Raw genomic sequence first — 13,966 nt, forward strand, 5'->3', positions numbered from 1 at the left:
CGATGTTCAAGGTGCGCGTGATCCCCTGCCTCGACGTCAAGGACGGCCGCGTCGTCAAGGGCGTCAACTTCGTCGATTTGCGCGATGCCGGTGACCCCGTTGAAGCGGCGATCGCTTACGACGCCGCCGGCGCCGACGAGCTCACCTTCCTCGACATCACCGCGACCCATGAGAATCGCGGCATCATGCTGGACGTGGTCCGGCGCACCGCTGAAGCCTGCTTCATGCCCGTGACTGTCGGCGGCGGCGTGCGTGAGGTCAACGACATCAAGACGCTGCTGCGTGCCGGCGCCGACAAGGTCTCGATCAACAGCGCCGCGGTGTCGCGGCGTGAGTTCGTCAAGGAAGCCGCCGAGAAATTCGGCGGGCAATGCGTGGTGGTCGCGATCGACGCCAAGCGGGTCAAGCGCGCCGGTGGCGGCGAGCGCTGGGAGATCTTCACCCATGGCGGCCGCAACTCGACCGGCATCGACGCCGTCGAATATGCCCAGGAGGTGGTCTCGCTCGGCGCCGGTGAAATCCTGCTCACCTCGATGGACCGCGACGGCACCAGGCAGGGTTTCGACATCCCGCTGACCCGGGCGATCGCCGACAGCATTCCCGTTCCCGTGATCGCCTCGGGCGGCGTCGGCAATCTCGACCACCTCGTCGACGGTATTCGCGACGGCCACGCCACCGCCGTGCTGGCCGCCTCGATCTTCCATTTCGGGGAATTCACCATCCGCGAAGCCAAGGAGCACATGTCCCGCCGCGGGCTGCCCATGCGCCTCGATGCCTGACGACTCCCGTTCCTAAAAATGCTACATCATCGGCGAGAACCGGCTTGTCCCGCCAGATAACCGGCCAATCCGAGTATTTTGTATGCCGCGTTTCACGATCCACGATCTCGCCGAGACCATCGACGCCCGCGCGGCGGCGGGTGGCGAGGCGTCCTATACCCGCAAGCTCCTCGACAAGGGCGCCGAACATTGCGCCAAGAAGTTCGGTGAGGAGGCAGTCGAAACCGTAATCGCAGCAGTCGAAAACGATCGCGCGCATCTGATCGCCGAAGGCGCCGACCTGCTCTATCATTTCCTTGTGCTGCTCAAGGCCCGCGGCGTAAAGCTGGAAGAGGTCGAGGCCGCATTGGACAAGCGGACCAATATGTCAGGGTTGGAAGAAAAGGCGTCGCGTAAGGGCGGCAGCTAGCCGAGGTGGAGAGTCGCGTCATGGATATCCGCGCACCCGAGCAGCAGTATAATCCGTACCGCGTCTATACGCGCGAGGAGTGGTCGCGACTGCGCGACGACACGCCGATGACGCTGGAGCCGGGCGAGTTCGACCGGCTGCGCTCGCTGCACGACCGCCTCGACTTGCAGGAGGTCGAGGACATCTACCTGCCGCTGTCGCGCCTGCTGTCGATCTACGTCGATGCGATGCAGCGGCTGTATTACGCGGAGCGCCAGTTCCTCAACATCCGCGACCGCAAGATGCCCTACATCATCGGCGTCGCCGGTTCGGTCGCGGTTGGAAAATCCACCACGGCCCGCGTGCTTCAGGCGCTGTTGGCGCGCTGGTCGCCGCGTCCCAAGGTCGAGCTGATCACCACCGACGGATTTCTGTATCCCAACGCCGTGCTGGAACGGCAGGGCATCATGCAGAAGAAGGGCTTTCCGGAGAGCTACGACCTGCCGCTGCTGCTGAGCTTCCTCTCCGACATCAAGGCCGGCCGCCGCCATGTGCGCGCGCCGGTCTATTCGCATTTGACTTACGACATCGTGCCGAACCAGTGGGCCGAGATCGACCAGCCCGACATTCTGATCGTCGAGGGCGTCAACGTGCTGCAGACCGGCAAGCTGCCGCGCGACGGCAAGGCCGTGCCCGTGGTCTCCGACTTCTTCGATTTCTCGGTCTATATCGACGCCGACGAGGCCGCGCTGCGGCAGTGGTACATCAGGCGCTTCCTGTCGCTGCGCGACACCGCGTTCACCAATCCAAAATCCTACTTCAACCGCTATGCGCTGTTGTCGGACGAGGAAGCCACCGCCACCGCGATCGCGATCTGGGAACGCACCAACCTCGCCAATCTCGAGGACAACATCCTGCCGACCCGCCCCCGCGCGACCCTGATCCTGAAGAAGGGCGCCGATCACACGGTGGCGAGCGTGGCGCTCAGGCGGCTGTAACAGCCTTGACGAACGCAGCCCTTGTTAAATTTCGGGCTGAGTATCTTTTGTTGCAGACCGGCGAGGGGTATTTGGTTATGGCTTTCGGAAACGCACACGGACCCCATGGTTGATCGTCTCAGAAGCGCTGCCGAGCATCTCGAAGCACCGATATGCCCGGACTGCCATATCGAGATGAAGTGGTTCCGTTCCGAGCTGCTGGCCGACGAGCCGACCCCGATCATCGCGCATCTTTTCGTGTGCCCGCATTGCAAGCGCGCGGCCCAGGCAGACACCAAATTCGAGGGCACGCCGGTGCGGCCGGATAAGCTCTCTGCGCCGCGGTTTCCTGCTCACGCCGCATAGCATTCGGGGGTGACCGGATTCAGCGCTCGGCTGACCGCCGGATAGTAACTCGACATGACGATCATTTCCGGACCTCCTGTCGCGCTTTCGAGCCGATGAAGATGTGCCACGCCGTGAGAAACATCGCGGCGACGAGTGGGCCGATGACGAACCCGTTCGCTCCGAAAGCCGCAAGGCCGCCTACGGTGGCGAGCAGCACGACATAGCTCGGCATTTGGATCGACTGGCCGACCAGGATCGGGCGGAGAAAATTGTCCGCAAGACCGATCACGAAGGTCCCGAAAGCGAGCAGGATGATCCCTTTCGTGACTGAGCCTGCCACCAGCAGGTATAGTGCGACCGGAATCCAAACCAGGGCGGAGCCGAGCACGGGCAGCAGCGAGAGCAGCGCCATCAGGGCGCCCGCCAGCAGTGGGGCAGTCAAGCCGAGCACCCAGAAAATCAGCCCGCCAAGCGCTCCCTGAATCAGCGCAACGAGAACGATCCCCTTGATCGTCCCGCGAACCGCGAGGGTGAACGCATTCAGAATCTCGCTGGTGTGGCTTGGCCGCAGCGGCAGCGCGTCGCGGATCCGTGCATTGAGCTCGTCACCGTCGCGGAGCAGGAAGAACAGCAGGTACAACATCACGAGCAAGCTTGCGACGAATTCCAGCGTCAACTGACCGATGTTGATGGCGTGTCCCGCCAGCTGTTGGCCGGCAGGAACGACCAGACTCGACAGACGTTCCTTCAGGGCCGAAAAATCGATGCCGGCCAAACGATCCGACAGGGACGCAGCCCAGGCGGGCAGCGCGGATTTCAGCTGCTGCAGGGGATGAGCGAAACTGATCTCCCCGCTCTGAGCGCGCTGATAGAGCTCCCCACCCTGGTCGATGAGCGAGGCGATGACGACCGCCACGGGGATGAGGACCATGACGATCACGACGACGACAGTGAACGATGCAGCAAGGTTGCGCCTTCCCGGAAGCGTTTCCATGGCGCGTCGATAGAGCGGCGCGAAGATGATCGCCAGAAGCGTGGCCCACAACAACGCGCCGGAGAACGGCCAGAACACCCACCCGAACGCAAGGGAGATCGCGGCGAGCAAGATGAGGAATGAGCGGTCTTCCGATGTTCTCACGTGTTCGCCAGCCCTTCTGTTGCAAGAAGTATGATCCGGACCTGAAGTCCGGGCCGTCACTTGTCTGCTTTCGCGGTCCAGTCGGCGAACTTGATGCGTCCTGCAAAGGTTGCGGGACCCGAGCCGCCGGCCTTGTAGACGAAAGCTTCGCCTTCCTGCACGTCCCCGGCTTCCTTGCCGAAGGCATCGGCGATGTTGGTCTTGTGGGTGACCAGGAAGGTGTTGGTGCCGGCTTTGGGCGGCGCGTCGACGAGCTGCCGCACGGCCTGGCCCGCCTTTGCGTTTGCACCGGTCGGATTTGCCATGCCCGACGCACTCGCGTTGCTGCTGTCCGTCAACGCATCGACCGGCTTGACCTCGCGGCCGGAGATCAGCCTGCCCGCCTCGATCGCGCGGTTCAGCTTGCTGGTGTAGACGTCGCCGATCGGAATTGCGAGTTCCTTGATGGCCGTCCCGATCTGGCGCGCCATGTCGCGGCCCTTTTCACTGAGCTGCCGCTGGGCGCTCATGTCGTCGAACTTGAAAGGGTAGACATCCTTTTGGCTGTCGTCGGTGGCGGTGTGCCGAAACACCAGCACGTAGCCGCCTTGCTTGAGCGAGGCGATCAGTTCCGAGCTATCGGCCGCGGCGGGGGTGGATCCAGAGAGCAGGACAATGGCGAGGCAGCAAAGCAGTTTCATGTCCGACATCCTCTTCTTGAAAACGCCCCTTGGAGGATGGTGACGTGCAGCGGGGTCGATTTCAATTCTCGAATGCCGATGGATATGAAGTTCCCATGCGCGGAAACGTCGAGCGGTCCTGTATCAAACCGCCAGCTGCCGCGCCGCCGCCAGTCCGGCCAGCGCCTCTTCCAGCTTCTCGCGATCGAGCGGCTTGATCAGAAACCCGTTCATGCCCGCTTCAAAGCAGGCATAGCGATCTTCCACCAGCGTATTGGCGGTGAGCGCCAGGATCGGCGTGTGGTGGCCACCTTTGGTGGCCTCATGCGCACGGATTCGTTTCGTCGTTTCGATGCCATCGAGCTGCGGCATCTGGATGTCCATCAGCACGAGATCATAGGGCGTGCCGGCTGATGACGCGCCGAGCCAGGATTCCAACGCGGCCTCGCCATTGATCGCGATGACGACGCGGTGGCCGAGTTTCGTCAGCAGCGAGCGCATCAACAGCGCATTGATCTCGTTGTCCTCGGCGACGAGAACCGACAGGCCTTTCGCCGGTACCGGGCCGGTGGATGAGGCCGATGGCTCTGGCGCGAGATCGGGCGAGGCGACCTCCGGGGGCAGCGCGAGGCGTGCAGCGAGCGAGGCCGCGCGCAGCGGCTTCACCAGGAAGCCGGTGAAGGCCGGCGAGAGTTTCTCGTGGCGCGAGCCGGACGTCAGCAGCACGAGGCGTTGCGTCGCATGGCTGCGTGCGGCTTCGCCGAGGCGGTCGGCGATGGCGGCGCCGAGCGCGCGATCGATCAGCACCGAATGCCATGAGCGTTCCGGCAGCAGCGCTTCCGCCACCGCGGCGTCCGTCACCATGCAGGTCTGGCCGCCCCAGCGCTCGAGTCGCCGCGCGATCAGTGACGCCTCGATGCCGTCGGCAATCAGCAGGATCGACTTGCCCGCGAGATCGGGACTGGGGAATGCCGTCTGTTCCGGATCGACGTGCTTTGACGCGAGCGGAATCGCGACTTCGAAGGTCGAACCCTTGTCCGGCTCGCTCGTGAGCGTGATGCGGCCGCCCATGCGCTTGACGATGCGCTCGCTGATGGCGAGACCGAGGCCGGTGCCGCCATAGGTGCGGGCGACGCGTTCGTCGGCCTGCTCGAATTCGCGGAAAATGCGCTGTTGCGCGTCGGCTGCGATGCCGATGCCGGTGTCGCGCACCAGAAAGCTGATCTCGTTCGGCCAGATGCCGGGCTCGACGATCAGCGCGACGCCGCCGCTCGCAGTGAACTTGATGGCGTTGCCCGCGAGGTTGAGCAGCACCTGGCGCAGCCGCGCGGCATCGCCGACCACTTCGAGCGGCAGCCGTTCGTCGACATAGGCGGCGATCTCGAGCTGCTTCGCCTGCGCGCGGGGCGCGAGCAGCTCGGTGATGTCCTCGATCAGGCCTGAGAGCGCGAAGGGACGCTGCTCGAGATCGAGCTTGCCGGCTTCGATCTTGGAATAGTCGAGCAACTCCTCGATCAGCGCCATCAGCGCTTCGCCCGAGGTCTTCACGGCCCTGGCGTAGGTCGACTGCTCCGGCGTCAGGGAGGTGTCGAGCAGCAGCCCGCCCATGCCGATGATGCCGTTGAGCGGCGTGCGGATCTCGTGCGAGGCCATGGCCAGGAAGCGCGATTTCGCCCGGTTGGCGGCGTCGGCCTGATCGCGGGCGTCGGACAGCGCACGCTCGGTCTCGGTGCGGTCGGTGACATCGCGTCCGACGCTTTGCAATTCGGCGGGTTGGCCGGCATCGACGCGGACATAGCCTTCGCGCCAGGCGATCCAGCGCCCGCCAAGCGGCGTTGCGATCTTCTGGTCGTGAATCCGCGTTCCGTTGCTCTCGCGGGCGCTGTCGCCCTGCTCCAGCACGTCGAAATCAAAGCGCGTGCCGACCAGCGCGCGGCGCGCCTGTCTGGCAAGCGCGCAATAGGCGTCGTTGGCGAACGTGATGCGGCCGCTCGTGTCACGCAGCACGATCAGATCGCCCTGCTGTTCGAACAGGCTGCGAGCGCGTTCTTCGGCTTCCTTCAGCTCCCAATTGCGGTCGATCAGCGTTTCGTTGTGGGCGGCCAGTGCACGCATCCGCTTGTTGACGAAGCGCAGGCGCATGCTGAGCGTGGCGAGGCCGAGGCAGGCGAGCGCGAACAGGAAGCTGACGCCGATCGCAAACGCATTGGGATCGTAGCCGGACGTCTCGGACCGGCTGCCGGAGACAAACCCATAGGCGCCGCCGAAGGTCGCCGAGAAGATCATGATGGAGCGGATCGCGAAGGCGATTCTGGGGTACTGTCGCCTGAAGCGGCGCATGCGCACCTTGATCCGGAACGTCCGATCCATCGCCACCGACCCGACTCTTTTCGTAAAAACCTGTGCTCGCTGTAAACGACGATGTGCCGCCGACCTTGCGAACAGTTTGAGGTGTCGCGACCGCCTCCAAACAGGGTTGACGAGGCGTTAACGGCGCAAAGCGAGGCGGCTCAAAGCGAGGCGGCCTGGAGATGACGGTGGCCGCCGCGGGCGCCGACGATTAGCGCCGCGGCCTCGCGCTGCGAGAAGGTTTTCGAGCGCACATAGACGCGGTAATCCGCCGGCCCTTCGGTGGAGAGATAGACCACCTGGCCGCCGTCGACGGGCTGCGCGGCAATCGAGATCAGGCGCGTCGAGGGGTTGGCCTGGCAGGACTCCGATTCCGACCCGAGGCCGTCGTCGACGACCGCGAAGTCGGCAGCGTCCGCATCCTCGGTGATCTGAACCCGCACCGTGGCGCGCGCGGGATCATCCGTGAAGGCGACATGCACGCCGGCGGTCCAGAACAGCGACGTCAGCTCGACCGAGGTGTCGCCGAGGGCGATGCAGGGATGCGAGACCGATCCGATCTCGCTGCGGGCAAACACCGCGGCCGCCAAAACGGGAATAACCGAGGCCAGGATATTGAAACGCAACATGACACGCTACTCGCCGGGCCCCGTACGGGAACTGATGGGCCTTATGGTTTGCAGAGCGTAAAGGAAACTCGTTACCGCCGGGTTGATGCGCGGAATGATCACGCCAGCTGCCGCACATCCTCCGCGAGTGCGCGATAGGACAGTGCTTCGGCCAGATGCAGCCGGCCGATCTTGTCGGCGCCGTCGAGATCGGCCAGCGTGCGCGCCACCCGCAGCACGCGGTGATAGCCACGCGCCGACAGCCGCATGGTCTCGGCGGCGTCGCGCAGCAGCTTCTGGCCTTGCGCATCCGGCTTGGCGATCTCCTCCAGCACCGAGGCCGGGGCTTCGGCGTTGGTGCGAACCTTCGGCAGGCCGGCGTCCGCGTAGCGCGCGAGCTGGATGTCGCGCGCGGCGGCCACGCGCGCGGCGACTTCGGCCGAACCCTCCGCCGGCGGCGGCAGGATCAAATCGGCCGCGGTCACCGCGGGAACCTCGATGCGCAAATCGATGCGGTCCATCAGCGGCCCCGAGATGCGGGCCTGGTAGTCGCCCGTGCAGCGATCGATGCGACCGCGCTTGCAGGCATAGCCGGGCTCGAACGCATTGCCGCAGCGGCAGGGATTCATCGCGGCGACCAGCATGAAGCGCGCGGGATAGGTGACGCGGTGGTTGGCGCGGGAGACCGAGACCTCGCCGTTCTCCAGCGGCTGGCGCAGCGAATCCAGCACGCGCGGATCGAATTCGGGGAGCTCGTCGAGGAACAGCACGCCCTGATGCGCGAGCGAGATCTCGCCGGGCCGTGCGCGCATGCCGCCGCCGGTAAGCGCGGCCATGCTGGCGGAATGATGCGGCGAGCGAAACGGCCGCCGCGCCGTCAGCGCGCCGCCCTCGATCTCGCCGGCAACAGAGGCGATCATCGAAACCTCGAGCAACTCGCCCGGTGACAACGGTGGCAGGATCGAGGGCAGGCGTGCCGCCAGCATCGATTTGCCGGCGCCGGGCGCGCCGATCATGAGCAGGTGATGACCGCCGGCGGCCGCGATCTCCAGCGCCCGCTTGGCGCTCTCCTGGCCCTTGATGTCGCGCAGGTCGAGGGGCGAGCTTGCTGCTTCATGCACCTTCGGCACCGGCCGCGACAGCACCTGCGTTCCCTTGAAATGGTTCGCGATCTGGATCAGTGAACTTGCGGCGATGATCTGGATGTCCGGGCTCGCCCATGCCGCTTCCGAGCCGCAAGCCGCCGGACAGATCAGCCCCTCCTCGCGCACATTGGCGCCGATTGCGGCAGGAAGGACACCGGCCACCGGCGCGATCGATCCGTCGAGGCCAAGCTCACCCAGAACGGTGAAGCCGGTCAGTGCATCCGGTGGAATCGCGCCGATCGCCCCCATCAGCCCGAGCGCGATCGGCAGGTCATAATGGCTGCCTTCCTTGGGCAGATCGGCGGGCGCGAGATTGACGGTGATCCGCCGCGCCGGCAGCGCCAGCCCCGAGGCGATCAGCGCCGAGCGGACCCGCTCGCGCGCCTCCGACACCGCCTTGTCCGGGAGACCGACGATCGCGAAGGCCGGCAGACCGGGCGCGACCTGCACCTGCACGTCGACCGCGCGGGCCTCGATCCCCTCAAAGGCGACGGTAGAAACCCGCTGAACCATGCCCGAACCAGCCTGCCCTTTTGCACAATTAGGGGTAGCAGAGCGGGCCAGTCCTTGCAAGAACAATACGGGAACGTGTTGAGGGGGCCTGGAAGGCCCTAACCGATCGTAAACACGACGAAGACACTACGCCTCGAATGCAAGCTGCTCTGCTCAGCACATTCCAACGAATGTCCGCTACTCCTAGGGGTGCGGGATGGGCCGTGGTCTAACGGGTGAACAATTCAAATGCTTGCAAATCGCCGGAGAAGCGAACGACGGATGTGCACGCGGCTCGCCAAGATTCATTTTGGCGCGGGTTCGCTGCCGCGGGACTGCACGATCACCGATATTTCGGATGGCGGCGTGAAAGTAGTGGCGGAATTTCTGGAAGTGCCGCCGCAATTCACCATCATCTTCGCACCCGACTATTCCCGCCAGTGCCGCCTGCGCTGGCGCATCGGCTGCGAGTTCGGCGCTGAATTCACCGACTGAGCCATCGGAAGCGCCCCGCCTTAACGGGACTTTAGCGTTAATCGGTAAGCATCTCTGATCAGTCGCCGAGTGATCAGAGTATGTCCAAGCGTTCGTCCGTCGCCTCTCCTCCGGCGAGATATCTGTTTTCCGCGCTTCTGATCCTGGCCCTCGGCGGCTGTCAGACCACCGGCATCGAAGACATCACCGGCGCGCTCGGCGGAAAGTCGGACACGGCTGGCAGGGCCGACACCAAGCCCGACGTGAGGCCGGACATGGACGCGCTGCGCGAGCGCTATCGTGCCAAACCTGGCGATCCCAACATCGCGCTCGAATACGGCAAGGCGTTGCGTCAGACCGGCCAGCGCGCGCAGGCGCTCGCGGTGCTGGAGCAGGCCGTGCTCACCCATTCCAACAACAAGGCGCTGCTCGCCGGCTATGGCCGCGCGCTCGCCGACAGCGGCAGTTTCCAGCAGGCGTTCGACGTCCTCGGTCGCGCGCATTCGCCCGAGGATCCCGACTGGCATATTCTGTCGGCGCAGGGCGCCGCGCTCGATCAGCTCGGCCGCAACGAGGAAGCGCAGCAATACTACGCCGCCGCGCTGAAGATCGTGCCGGACGAGCCGTCGGTGCTGTCCAATCTCGGACTGTCCTACATGCTGCAGAACAATCTGCCGCGGGCGGAGGAAACGATGCGCCGTGCGCACGCGCGCAATCCCGCCGATTCGCGCGTGCGCGCCAATCTCGCGCTCGTGCTGGGACTGGAAGGAAAGCAGGCGGAGGCCGAGACCATCGTGAAGGCCGACCTGCCGCCGGATCAAGCGGCGGCAAAGGTCACGGCGCTGCGGCAATTGCTGGTGAAGAAGCAGCAGCGGGCGGAGAAGTAACCGGCTCGTTCCTGAGCTCGACAGATTGAGCCTCGCCGAGCGCACCGAGGGAGGTGCGTTCCCTCCCCCACAAGGGGGGAGGGAACGGAGAGAGTTCAGCTCTCGTCCCTACGACGCCTTGCGATGCGGGGCTGATCCGCGCCCCGACCTGCCCTTCAGCTTCTTCAGCAGCGGGCCGAGCAGCGAGCGCTTCGGCTTCTTCACCTCGCCGCGCCCGGCAAGGCGGTTCGCCATGTTCTGGAACAGCTCGGTGGTGCGGTGGCTCTTGGAGACCTCCGCGATCATCTGGCCGTTGTTGGCCGCGGTCGAGAACAGCTTCGAATCGAACGGGATCACCGCGATAGGCTGGCTCTCCATGGTCTTGGCGAAGGCCTTGACCTCGATCTCCGCACGCTTGGGCATGCCGACCTGGTTGATGCAGTAGAGCGGTGGCCGGTCGTTCGGCCGCGCCGCCTTCAACACGTTCAGCATGTTCTTGGTGTTGCGCAGGTTCGCAAGATCGGGCTCGGCCACGATCACGATGTCGTCCGCGTTGACCAGCGCGCGTCGGGTCCAGCCGGACCATTGGTGGGGAACGTCGAGCACGATGCAGGGCGTGGTCATCCGTAGCGTGTCGAACACCGCGTCGAAGGCCTCCGCGCCGAAATCGTAGACGCGGTCGAGGGTGGCAGGCGCAGCAAGGAGGCTGAGCCGCTCGGTGCATTTGGAGAGCAGACGCTCCATCAGGGCCGTGTCCGGCCGGTCCTGTGACAGCACCGCATTGGCGATGCCCTGCACCGGGTCCTGGTTGTAGTCGAGACCCGCGGTACCGAAGGCGAGGTCGAGATCGATCACGACGGAATCGAGCGCGAGGTCGCGGGCGATGGTCCAGGCCACGTTGTGCGCGACGGTGGAGGCACCGACACCGCCCTTGGCGCCGACCACCGCGATGACGCGGCCGGTGATGATGGTTTCGGACGCCGAGAACAGGCTGCAGATCGAGCGGACGACGTCGAGCGTTTCGACCGGTCCCACCACATAGTCGTTGACGCCGCGGCGGACCAGCTCGCGATAGGGCGCGGTGTCGTTGGGATTGCCGATCACGACCACACGGGTGCCGGGATCGCAGACGCCGGCGAGGTCGTCGAGGCCCTCGAGGATGTCGCGCGTGCCGTCGGATTCGATCACGATGACGTTCGGCGTCGGCATCGTTTCATAGACTTCGATGGCCGCAGCGAGGCCGCCGTCCTTGGCGGTGAGATGCGCCTTGGCGAGACGGCGATCCTGCCCGGCCGCGGTCACCGCGGCGAGCGTCTGCTCGGTCTCGCAAAAGGCCTGCACGGAGATGCGAGGAACCGGCGCAATGTGTTCCTCGGGGTGCTGCGGATCGTCCGCTTCTTCGTCGTGGACGCGTGTCATCTGCCTGTGTCGCTGAGTTTGGCCTTGTCGGCGTCTGGATTGGTGGTCCCGATCGGCGTGCCCTTGCGATAGCGCTCGAAGGCCATGTCGCGCCGTGCGTTATAGGCCGGCGTCTCGGACCGCGGCTGCTCGAGGTCGGCCGGATTGTCGATCATGGCCGCGAGGTTGCGCTGGCTGGCGCAGCCCAGATTGAAATAGGGCTGGTTCTCGTTGTAGCCGGGGTCGAGGATGGAGGGGCCGATATCTTCCGGCCACAGCCCGCAGGGGCCGGCGACCGCGGCGATCCGGGAATAGCTCAGGCGGATGGTGGGCAGCAGTCCGGGATCCTCGGGCCGATAGGGGTGCTGGACGATGGCACGCGAGGGCACGCCGACGGATGCGAGCACGGAACGGATCTCGTGATAGGTCGCTGCGGCCGCGCGCGAATTCGCGGCGTTGGCGGGGACGTCGACCACGACCGAGCCGGTGCCTTCGCGCACCCAGTCCCGGGCAATGCCGGCGACGTCCGCGTGCTGCGCGGCCGAGAGGCCGCCGCGAGCCTTGCCGACGAAGATCACGATCGACTTCTTGGCTTCCTCGACCGCGATCGGGTGACGCTGGCGATAGTCGGTCGGCACCGTCTGGGTGACGATCTCGCCGGTGGTGTTGCAGGCGCCCAGCATGACGGAGAGCCCCGTCAGCGCCAGCGCGACGCTCAACTTGCGACGTCGATCGGCCATGGTCTTCGTCATCGCTTCGTCCCCTCGTGCCCCATCTCTCGCCCGTCTCTTGTCCCGTTCCCCAAGCCGTCCGTTCGCCATCAGTCGATGATGAAGCCGAAATCGCCGGGCGTGCCCGCGATCGGATCGACGCGGCGCGCGATGCCGTAGAGGCGGTTCATGCGGCCGAGCAGCGCCGTCTGGGCGTCAGAGGCCGGCGCAAAGCCGTCGTCGGGCCGGGACAGTTCCTTCTGAGCCACCGCGCGCACCACATAGGGGGTCACGATCACCATCAGCTCGGTTTCGTTGTTGACGAAGTCCTGGCTGCGGAACAGCGCGCCGATGATCGGCACCTGGTCGACGCCGGGCAGGCCGTTGATCGCCTGTTTGGTCTGCTGCTGGATCAGGCCGGCCATCGCCATCGAACCGCCCGAGGGAATTTCCAGTGTCGTTTCGGCGCGACGGGTCTGGATCGAGGGAATCGTGATCGAGTTGGTCGAGCTCGACGACAGCGCCTGGGTCACCGTGATGGCGCTCTGGTTCGACAACTCGGATACCTCGGTCATCACCCGCAGGCTGATCCGGCCCTCGCTCAGTACGACCGGGGTGAAGTTCAGGGAGATGCCGAACTTCTTGTAGGTGATCTGGGTGGTACAAACGTGGGTGACAGGATCGCAGGCATAGCCCGACGGAATGGGGAATTCGCCGCCGGCGATGAAGGTGGCGGATTCGCCGGAGATCGCGGTCAGGCTCGGCTCGGCGAGCGTGCGCATGACACCGGCACTTTCCATCGCGCGCATCGTGGCGCTGACGGTCGCGAAGCCCTTGGTGAGGCCGGCGACACCTAATCCGTTGTTGCTGACGATCGGTCCACCGCTGACCGAGAACGGGTTGGAATTGTTGAAGTTCACCACTGCGGTGCCGGCGTTCAGGCTGGCGCTGAGATCGACGCCCAACTGCTTGACGATATCGCGGCGCACTTCGCCGACGACGACCTTGAGCATCACCTGGTCGCGGCCGCGCACGACGATGTTGTTGACCACCTTCTCGGAGCCGCCGACCAGTTTGGCGGCGACGTCGCCGGCCTGCTGCGCCTCGACCGGGCTCGACACCGAGCCGGTCAGCATCACGCTGTCGCCCACGCCTTCGATCTGCACGCCCGGCAGCGACTGACGCAGCGCCGTGCGCATGCCGTTGAGATCGCGCTTCACCGCGATGTCGTAGGCAGCCACCTGCTGGCCGTCGGCGGCGAAGAACACGACGTTGGTCTGGCCGACCTGTCCGCCGATGATATAGGCGCGTTGGGCCGAGCGGATCACGGCATTGGCGATCTTGGGATCGGCGACCAGCACGTCCTTGACGTCGCGCGGCAGGTCGATGACGGCGGACTTGCCGACGCCGAGCGACAGGAAGCGCGTCTTCGCAGGCACGATCGTTCCGACCGGCGACACATCGAGATCCGCTGCCTGCATCGGCGCCTGGTCGCCGACCGGCGCATCTGCGGCGCTGACGATATCGGGGGCTGCGAGGAGCCCCAGGATCAGTATCGTCCCCGTCCAGAACGAGCGCGCGCGATTCCCCCGAATGCGCATGCCCGTCCGATCATCCCCGTAGTTCATCATATCC

General features: G+C 65.3%; 14 protein-coding genes. 6 read left to right on the forward strand and 8 right to left on the reverse strand.

Annotation, left to right across the window (positions count from 1 at the left end):
* Nucleotides 1-2: 2 nt before the first annotated feature.
* The 4 genes from hisF to AC0L21_RS24360 all read left to right on the forward strand — a co-directional run bounded on the left by hisF (nucleotide 3) and on the right by AC0L21_RS24360 (nucleotide 2,510).
* The gene (gene hisF / locus AC0L21_RS24345; RefSeq protein ID WP_473264300.1) at nucleotides 3-779 is read left to right on the forward strand and encodes an imidazole glycerol phosphate synthase subunit HisF; all 777 of its coding nucleotides are present in this window, start codon (nucleotides 3-5) and stop codon (nucleotides 777-779) included.
* An 82-nt stretch (nucleotides 780-861) separates the two neighbouring features.
* Nucleotides 862-1,188 (forward strand): phosphoribosyl-ATP diphosphatase, encoded by a 327-nt coding sequence (locus AC0L21_RS24350; RefSeq protein WP_007598445.1) that lies wholly within the window; start codon nucleotides 862-864, stop codon nucleotides 1,186-1,188.
* 20 nt (nucleotides 1,189-1,208) lie between these two features.
* Nucleotides 1,209-2,165 carry a type I pantothenate kinase gene (gene coaA, locus AC0L21_RS24355; protein ID WP_007598451.1) on the forward strand — a complete coding sequence of 319 codons (957 nt, stop codon included), beginning with the start codon at nucleotides 1,209-1,211 and terminating at the stop codon, nucleotides 2,163-2,165.
* Nucleotides 2,166-2,270: 105 nt separating this feature from the next.
* Entirely contained in the window at nucleotides 2,271-2,510 is a 240-nt protein-coding gene (locus AC0L21_RS24360) for a hypothetical protein (protein ID WP_473264301.1), read from the forward strand.
* A 61-nt stretch (nucleotides 2,511-2,571) separates the two neighbouring features.
* Here AC0L21_RS24360 and AC0L21_RS24365 read toward each other — a convergent pair whose 3' ends face one another.
* The 5 genes from AC0L21_RS24365 to AC0L21_RS24385 all read right to left on the reverse strand — a co-directional run bounded on the left by AC0L21_RS24365 (nucleotide 2,572) and on the right by AC0L21_RS24385 (nucleotide 8,904).
* A complete protein-coding gene (locus AC0L21_RS24365; protein ID WP_473264302.1) occupies nucleotides 2,572-3,630 on the reverse strand; it encodes an AI-2E family transporter in 1,059 nt (352 codons plus the stop codon).
* Nucleotides 3,631-3,686: 56 nt separating this feature from the next.
* A complete protein-coding gene (locus tag AC0L21_RS24370; protein WP_473264303.1) occupies nucleotides 3,687-4,310 on the reverse strand; it encodes a histidine phosphatase family protein in 624 nt (207 codons plus the stop codon).
* A 123-nt stretch (nucleotides 4,311-4,433) separates the two neighbouring features.
* The gene (locus AC0L21_RS24375) at nucleotides 4,434-6,659 is read right to left on the reverse strand and encodes an ATP-binding protein (protein ID WP_473264360.1); all 2,226 of its coding nucleotides are present in this window, start codon (nucleotides 6,657-6,659) and stop codon (nucleotides 4,434-4,436) included.
* Nucleotides 6,660-6,799: 140 nt separating this feature from the next.
* Nucleotides 6,800-7,267, reverse strand: a complete 468-nt coding sequence (locus AC0L21_RS24380) for a hypothetical protein (protein WP_473264304.1) — start codon at nucleotides 7,265-7,267, stop codon at nucleotides 6,800-6,802.
* Nucleotides 7,268-7,365: 98 nt separating this feature from the next.
* Nucleotides 7,366-8,904 carry a YifB family Mg chelatase-like AAA ATPase gene (locus tag AC0L21_RS24385; protein WP_354254677.1) on the reverse strand — a complete coding sequence of 513 codons (1,539 nt, stop codon included), beginning with the start codon at nucleotides 8,902-8,904 and terminating at the stop codon, nucleotides 7,366-7,368.
* Nucleotides 8,905-9,132: 228 nt separating this feature from the next.
* Here AC0L21_RS24385 and AC0L21_RS24390 point away from each other — a divergent pair, with 228 nt between their 5' ends.
* Nucleotides 9,133-9,378 (forward strand): PilZ domain-containing protein, encoded by a 246-nt coding sequence (locus tag AC0L21_RS24390; protein ID WP_007598461.1) that lies wholly within the window; start codon nucleotides 9,133-9,135, stop codon nucleotides 9,376-9,378.
* An 80-nt stretch (nucleotides 9,379-9,458) separates the two neighbouring features.
* Nucleotides 9,459-10,244, forward strand: coding sequence for a tetratricopeptide repeat protein (locus AC0L21_RS24395; protein WP_473264305.1), 786 nt, complete (start codon nucleotides 9,459-9,461; stop codon nucleotides 10,242-10,244).
* Between the two features lie 108 nt (nucleotides 10,245-10,352).
* Here the strand turns inward: AC0L21_RS24395 and AC0L21_RS24400 are convergent, their stop codons facing one another.
* The 3 genes from AC0L21_RS24400 to AC0L21_RS24410 form a co-directional block, all read right to left on the reverse strand.
* A complete protein-coding gene (locus AC0L21_RS24400) occupies nucleotides 10,353-11,642 on the reverse strand; it encodes a CpaE/TadZ family protein (protein ID WP_106943964.1) in 1,290 nt (429 codons plus the stop codon).
* Nucleotides 11,639-12,373: a CpaD family pilus assembly protein gene (locus AC0L21_RS24405; RefSeq protein WP_473264306.1), complete on the reverse strand. Its 735-nt coding sequence runs from the start codon at nucleotides 12,371-12,373 to the stop codon at nucleotides 11,639-11,641. The genes AC0L21_RS24400 and AC0L21_RS24405 overlap by 4 nt, the downstream gene beginning before the upstream one ends.
* 68 nt (nucleotides 12,374-12,441) lie before the next feature.
* Entirely contained in the window at nucleotides 12,442-13,959 is a 1,518-nt protein-coding gene (locus AC0L21_RS24410) for a type II and III secretion system protein family protein (protein WP_473264361.1), read from the reverse strand.
* Between the last annotated feature and the right edge of the window lie 7 nt (nucleotides 13,960-13,966).

The sequence above is a fragment of the Bradyrhizobium sp. WSM4873 genome, assembly GCF_055811355.1.

Coding starts and splice junctions, on each gene's coding strand:
- hisF (WP_473264300.1), top strand. CDS start 3: ATGTTCAAGGTGCGCGTGATCCCCTGCCTCGACGTCAAGGACGGCCGC.
- AC0L21_RS24350 (WP_007598445.1), top strand. CDS start 862: ATGCCGCGTTTCACGATCCACGATCTCGCCGAGACCATCGACGCCCGC.
- coaA (WP_007598451.1), top strand. CDS start 1,209: ATGGATATCCGCGCACCCGAGCAGCAGTATAATCCGTACCGCGTCTAT.
- AC0L21_RS24360 (WP_473264301.1), top strand. CDS start 2,271: ATGGTTGATCGTCTCAGAAGCGCTGCCGAGCATCTCGAAGCACCGATA.
- AC0L21_RS24370 (WP_473264303.1), bottom strand. CDS start 4,310: ATGAAACTGCTTTGCTGCCTCGCCATTGTCCTGCTCTCTGGATCCACC.
- AC0L21_RS24375 (WP_473264360.1), bottom strand. CDS start 6,659: ATGGATCGGACGTTCCGGATCAAGGTGCGCATGCGCCGCTTCAGGCGA.
- AC0L21_RS24380 (WP_473264304.1), bottom strand. CDS start 7,267: ATGTTGCGTTTCAATATCCTGGCCTCGGTTATTCCCGTTTTGGCGGCC.
- AC0L21_RS24385 (WP_354254677.1), bottom strand. CDS start 8,904: ATGGTTCAGCGGGTTTCTACCGTCGCCTTTGAGGGGATCGAGGCCCGC.
- AC0L21_RS24390 (WP_007598461.1), top strand. CDS start 9,133: ATGCTTGCAAATCGCCGGAGAAGCGAACGACGGATGTGCACGCGGCTC.
- AC0L21_RS24395 (WP_473264305.1), top strand. CDS start 9,459: ATGTCCAAGCGTTCGTCCGTCGCCTCTCCTCCGGCGAGATATCTGTTT.
- AC0L21_RS24400 (WP_106943964.1), bottom strand. CDS start 11,642: ATGACACGCGTCCACGACGAAGAAGCGGACGATCCGCAGCACCCCGAG.
- AC0L21_RS24405 (WP_473264306.1), bottom strand. CDS start 12,373: ATGACGAAGACCATGGCCGATCGACGTCGCAAGTTGAGCGTCGCGCTG.
- AC0L21_RS24410 (WP_473264361.1), bottom strand. CDS start 13,959: ATGAACTACGGGGATGATCGGACGGGCATGCGCATTCGGGGGAATCGC.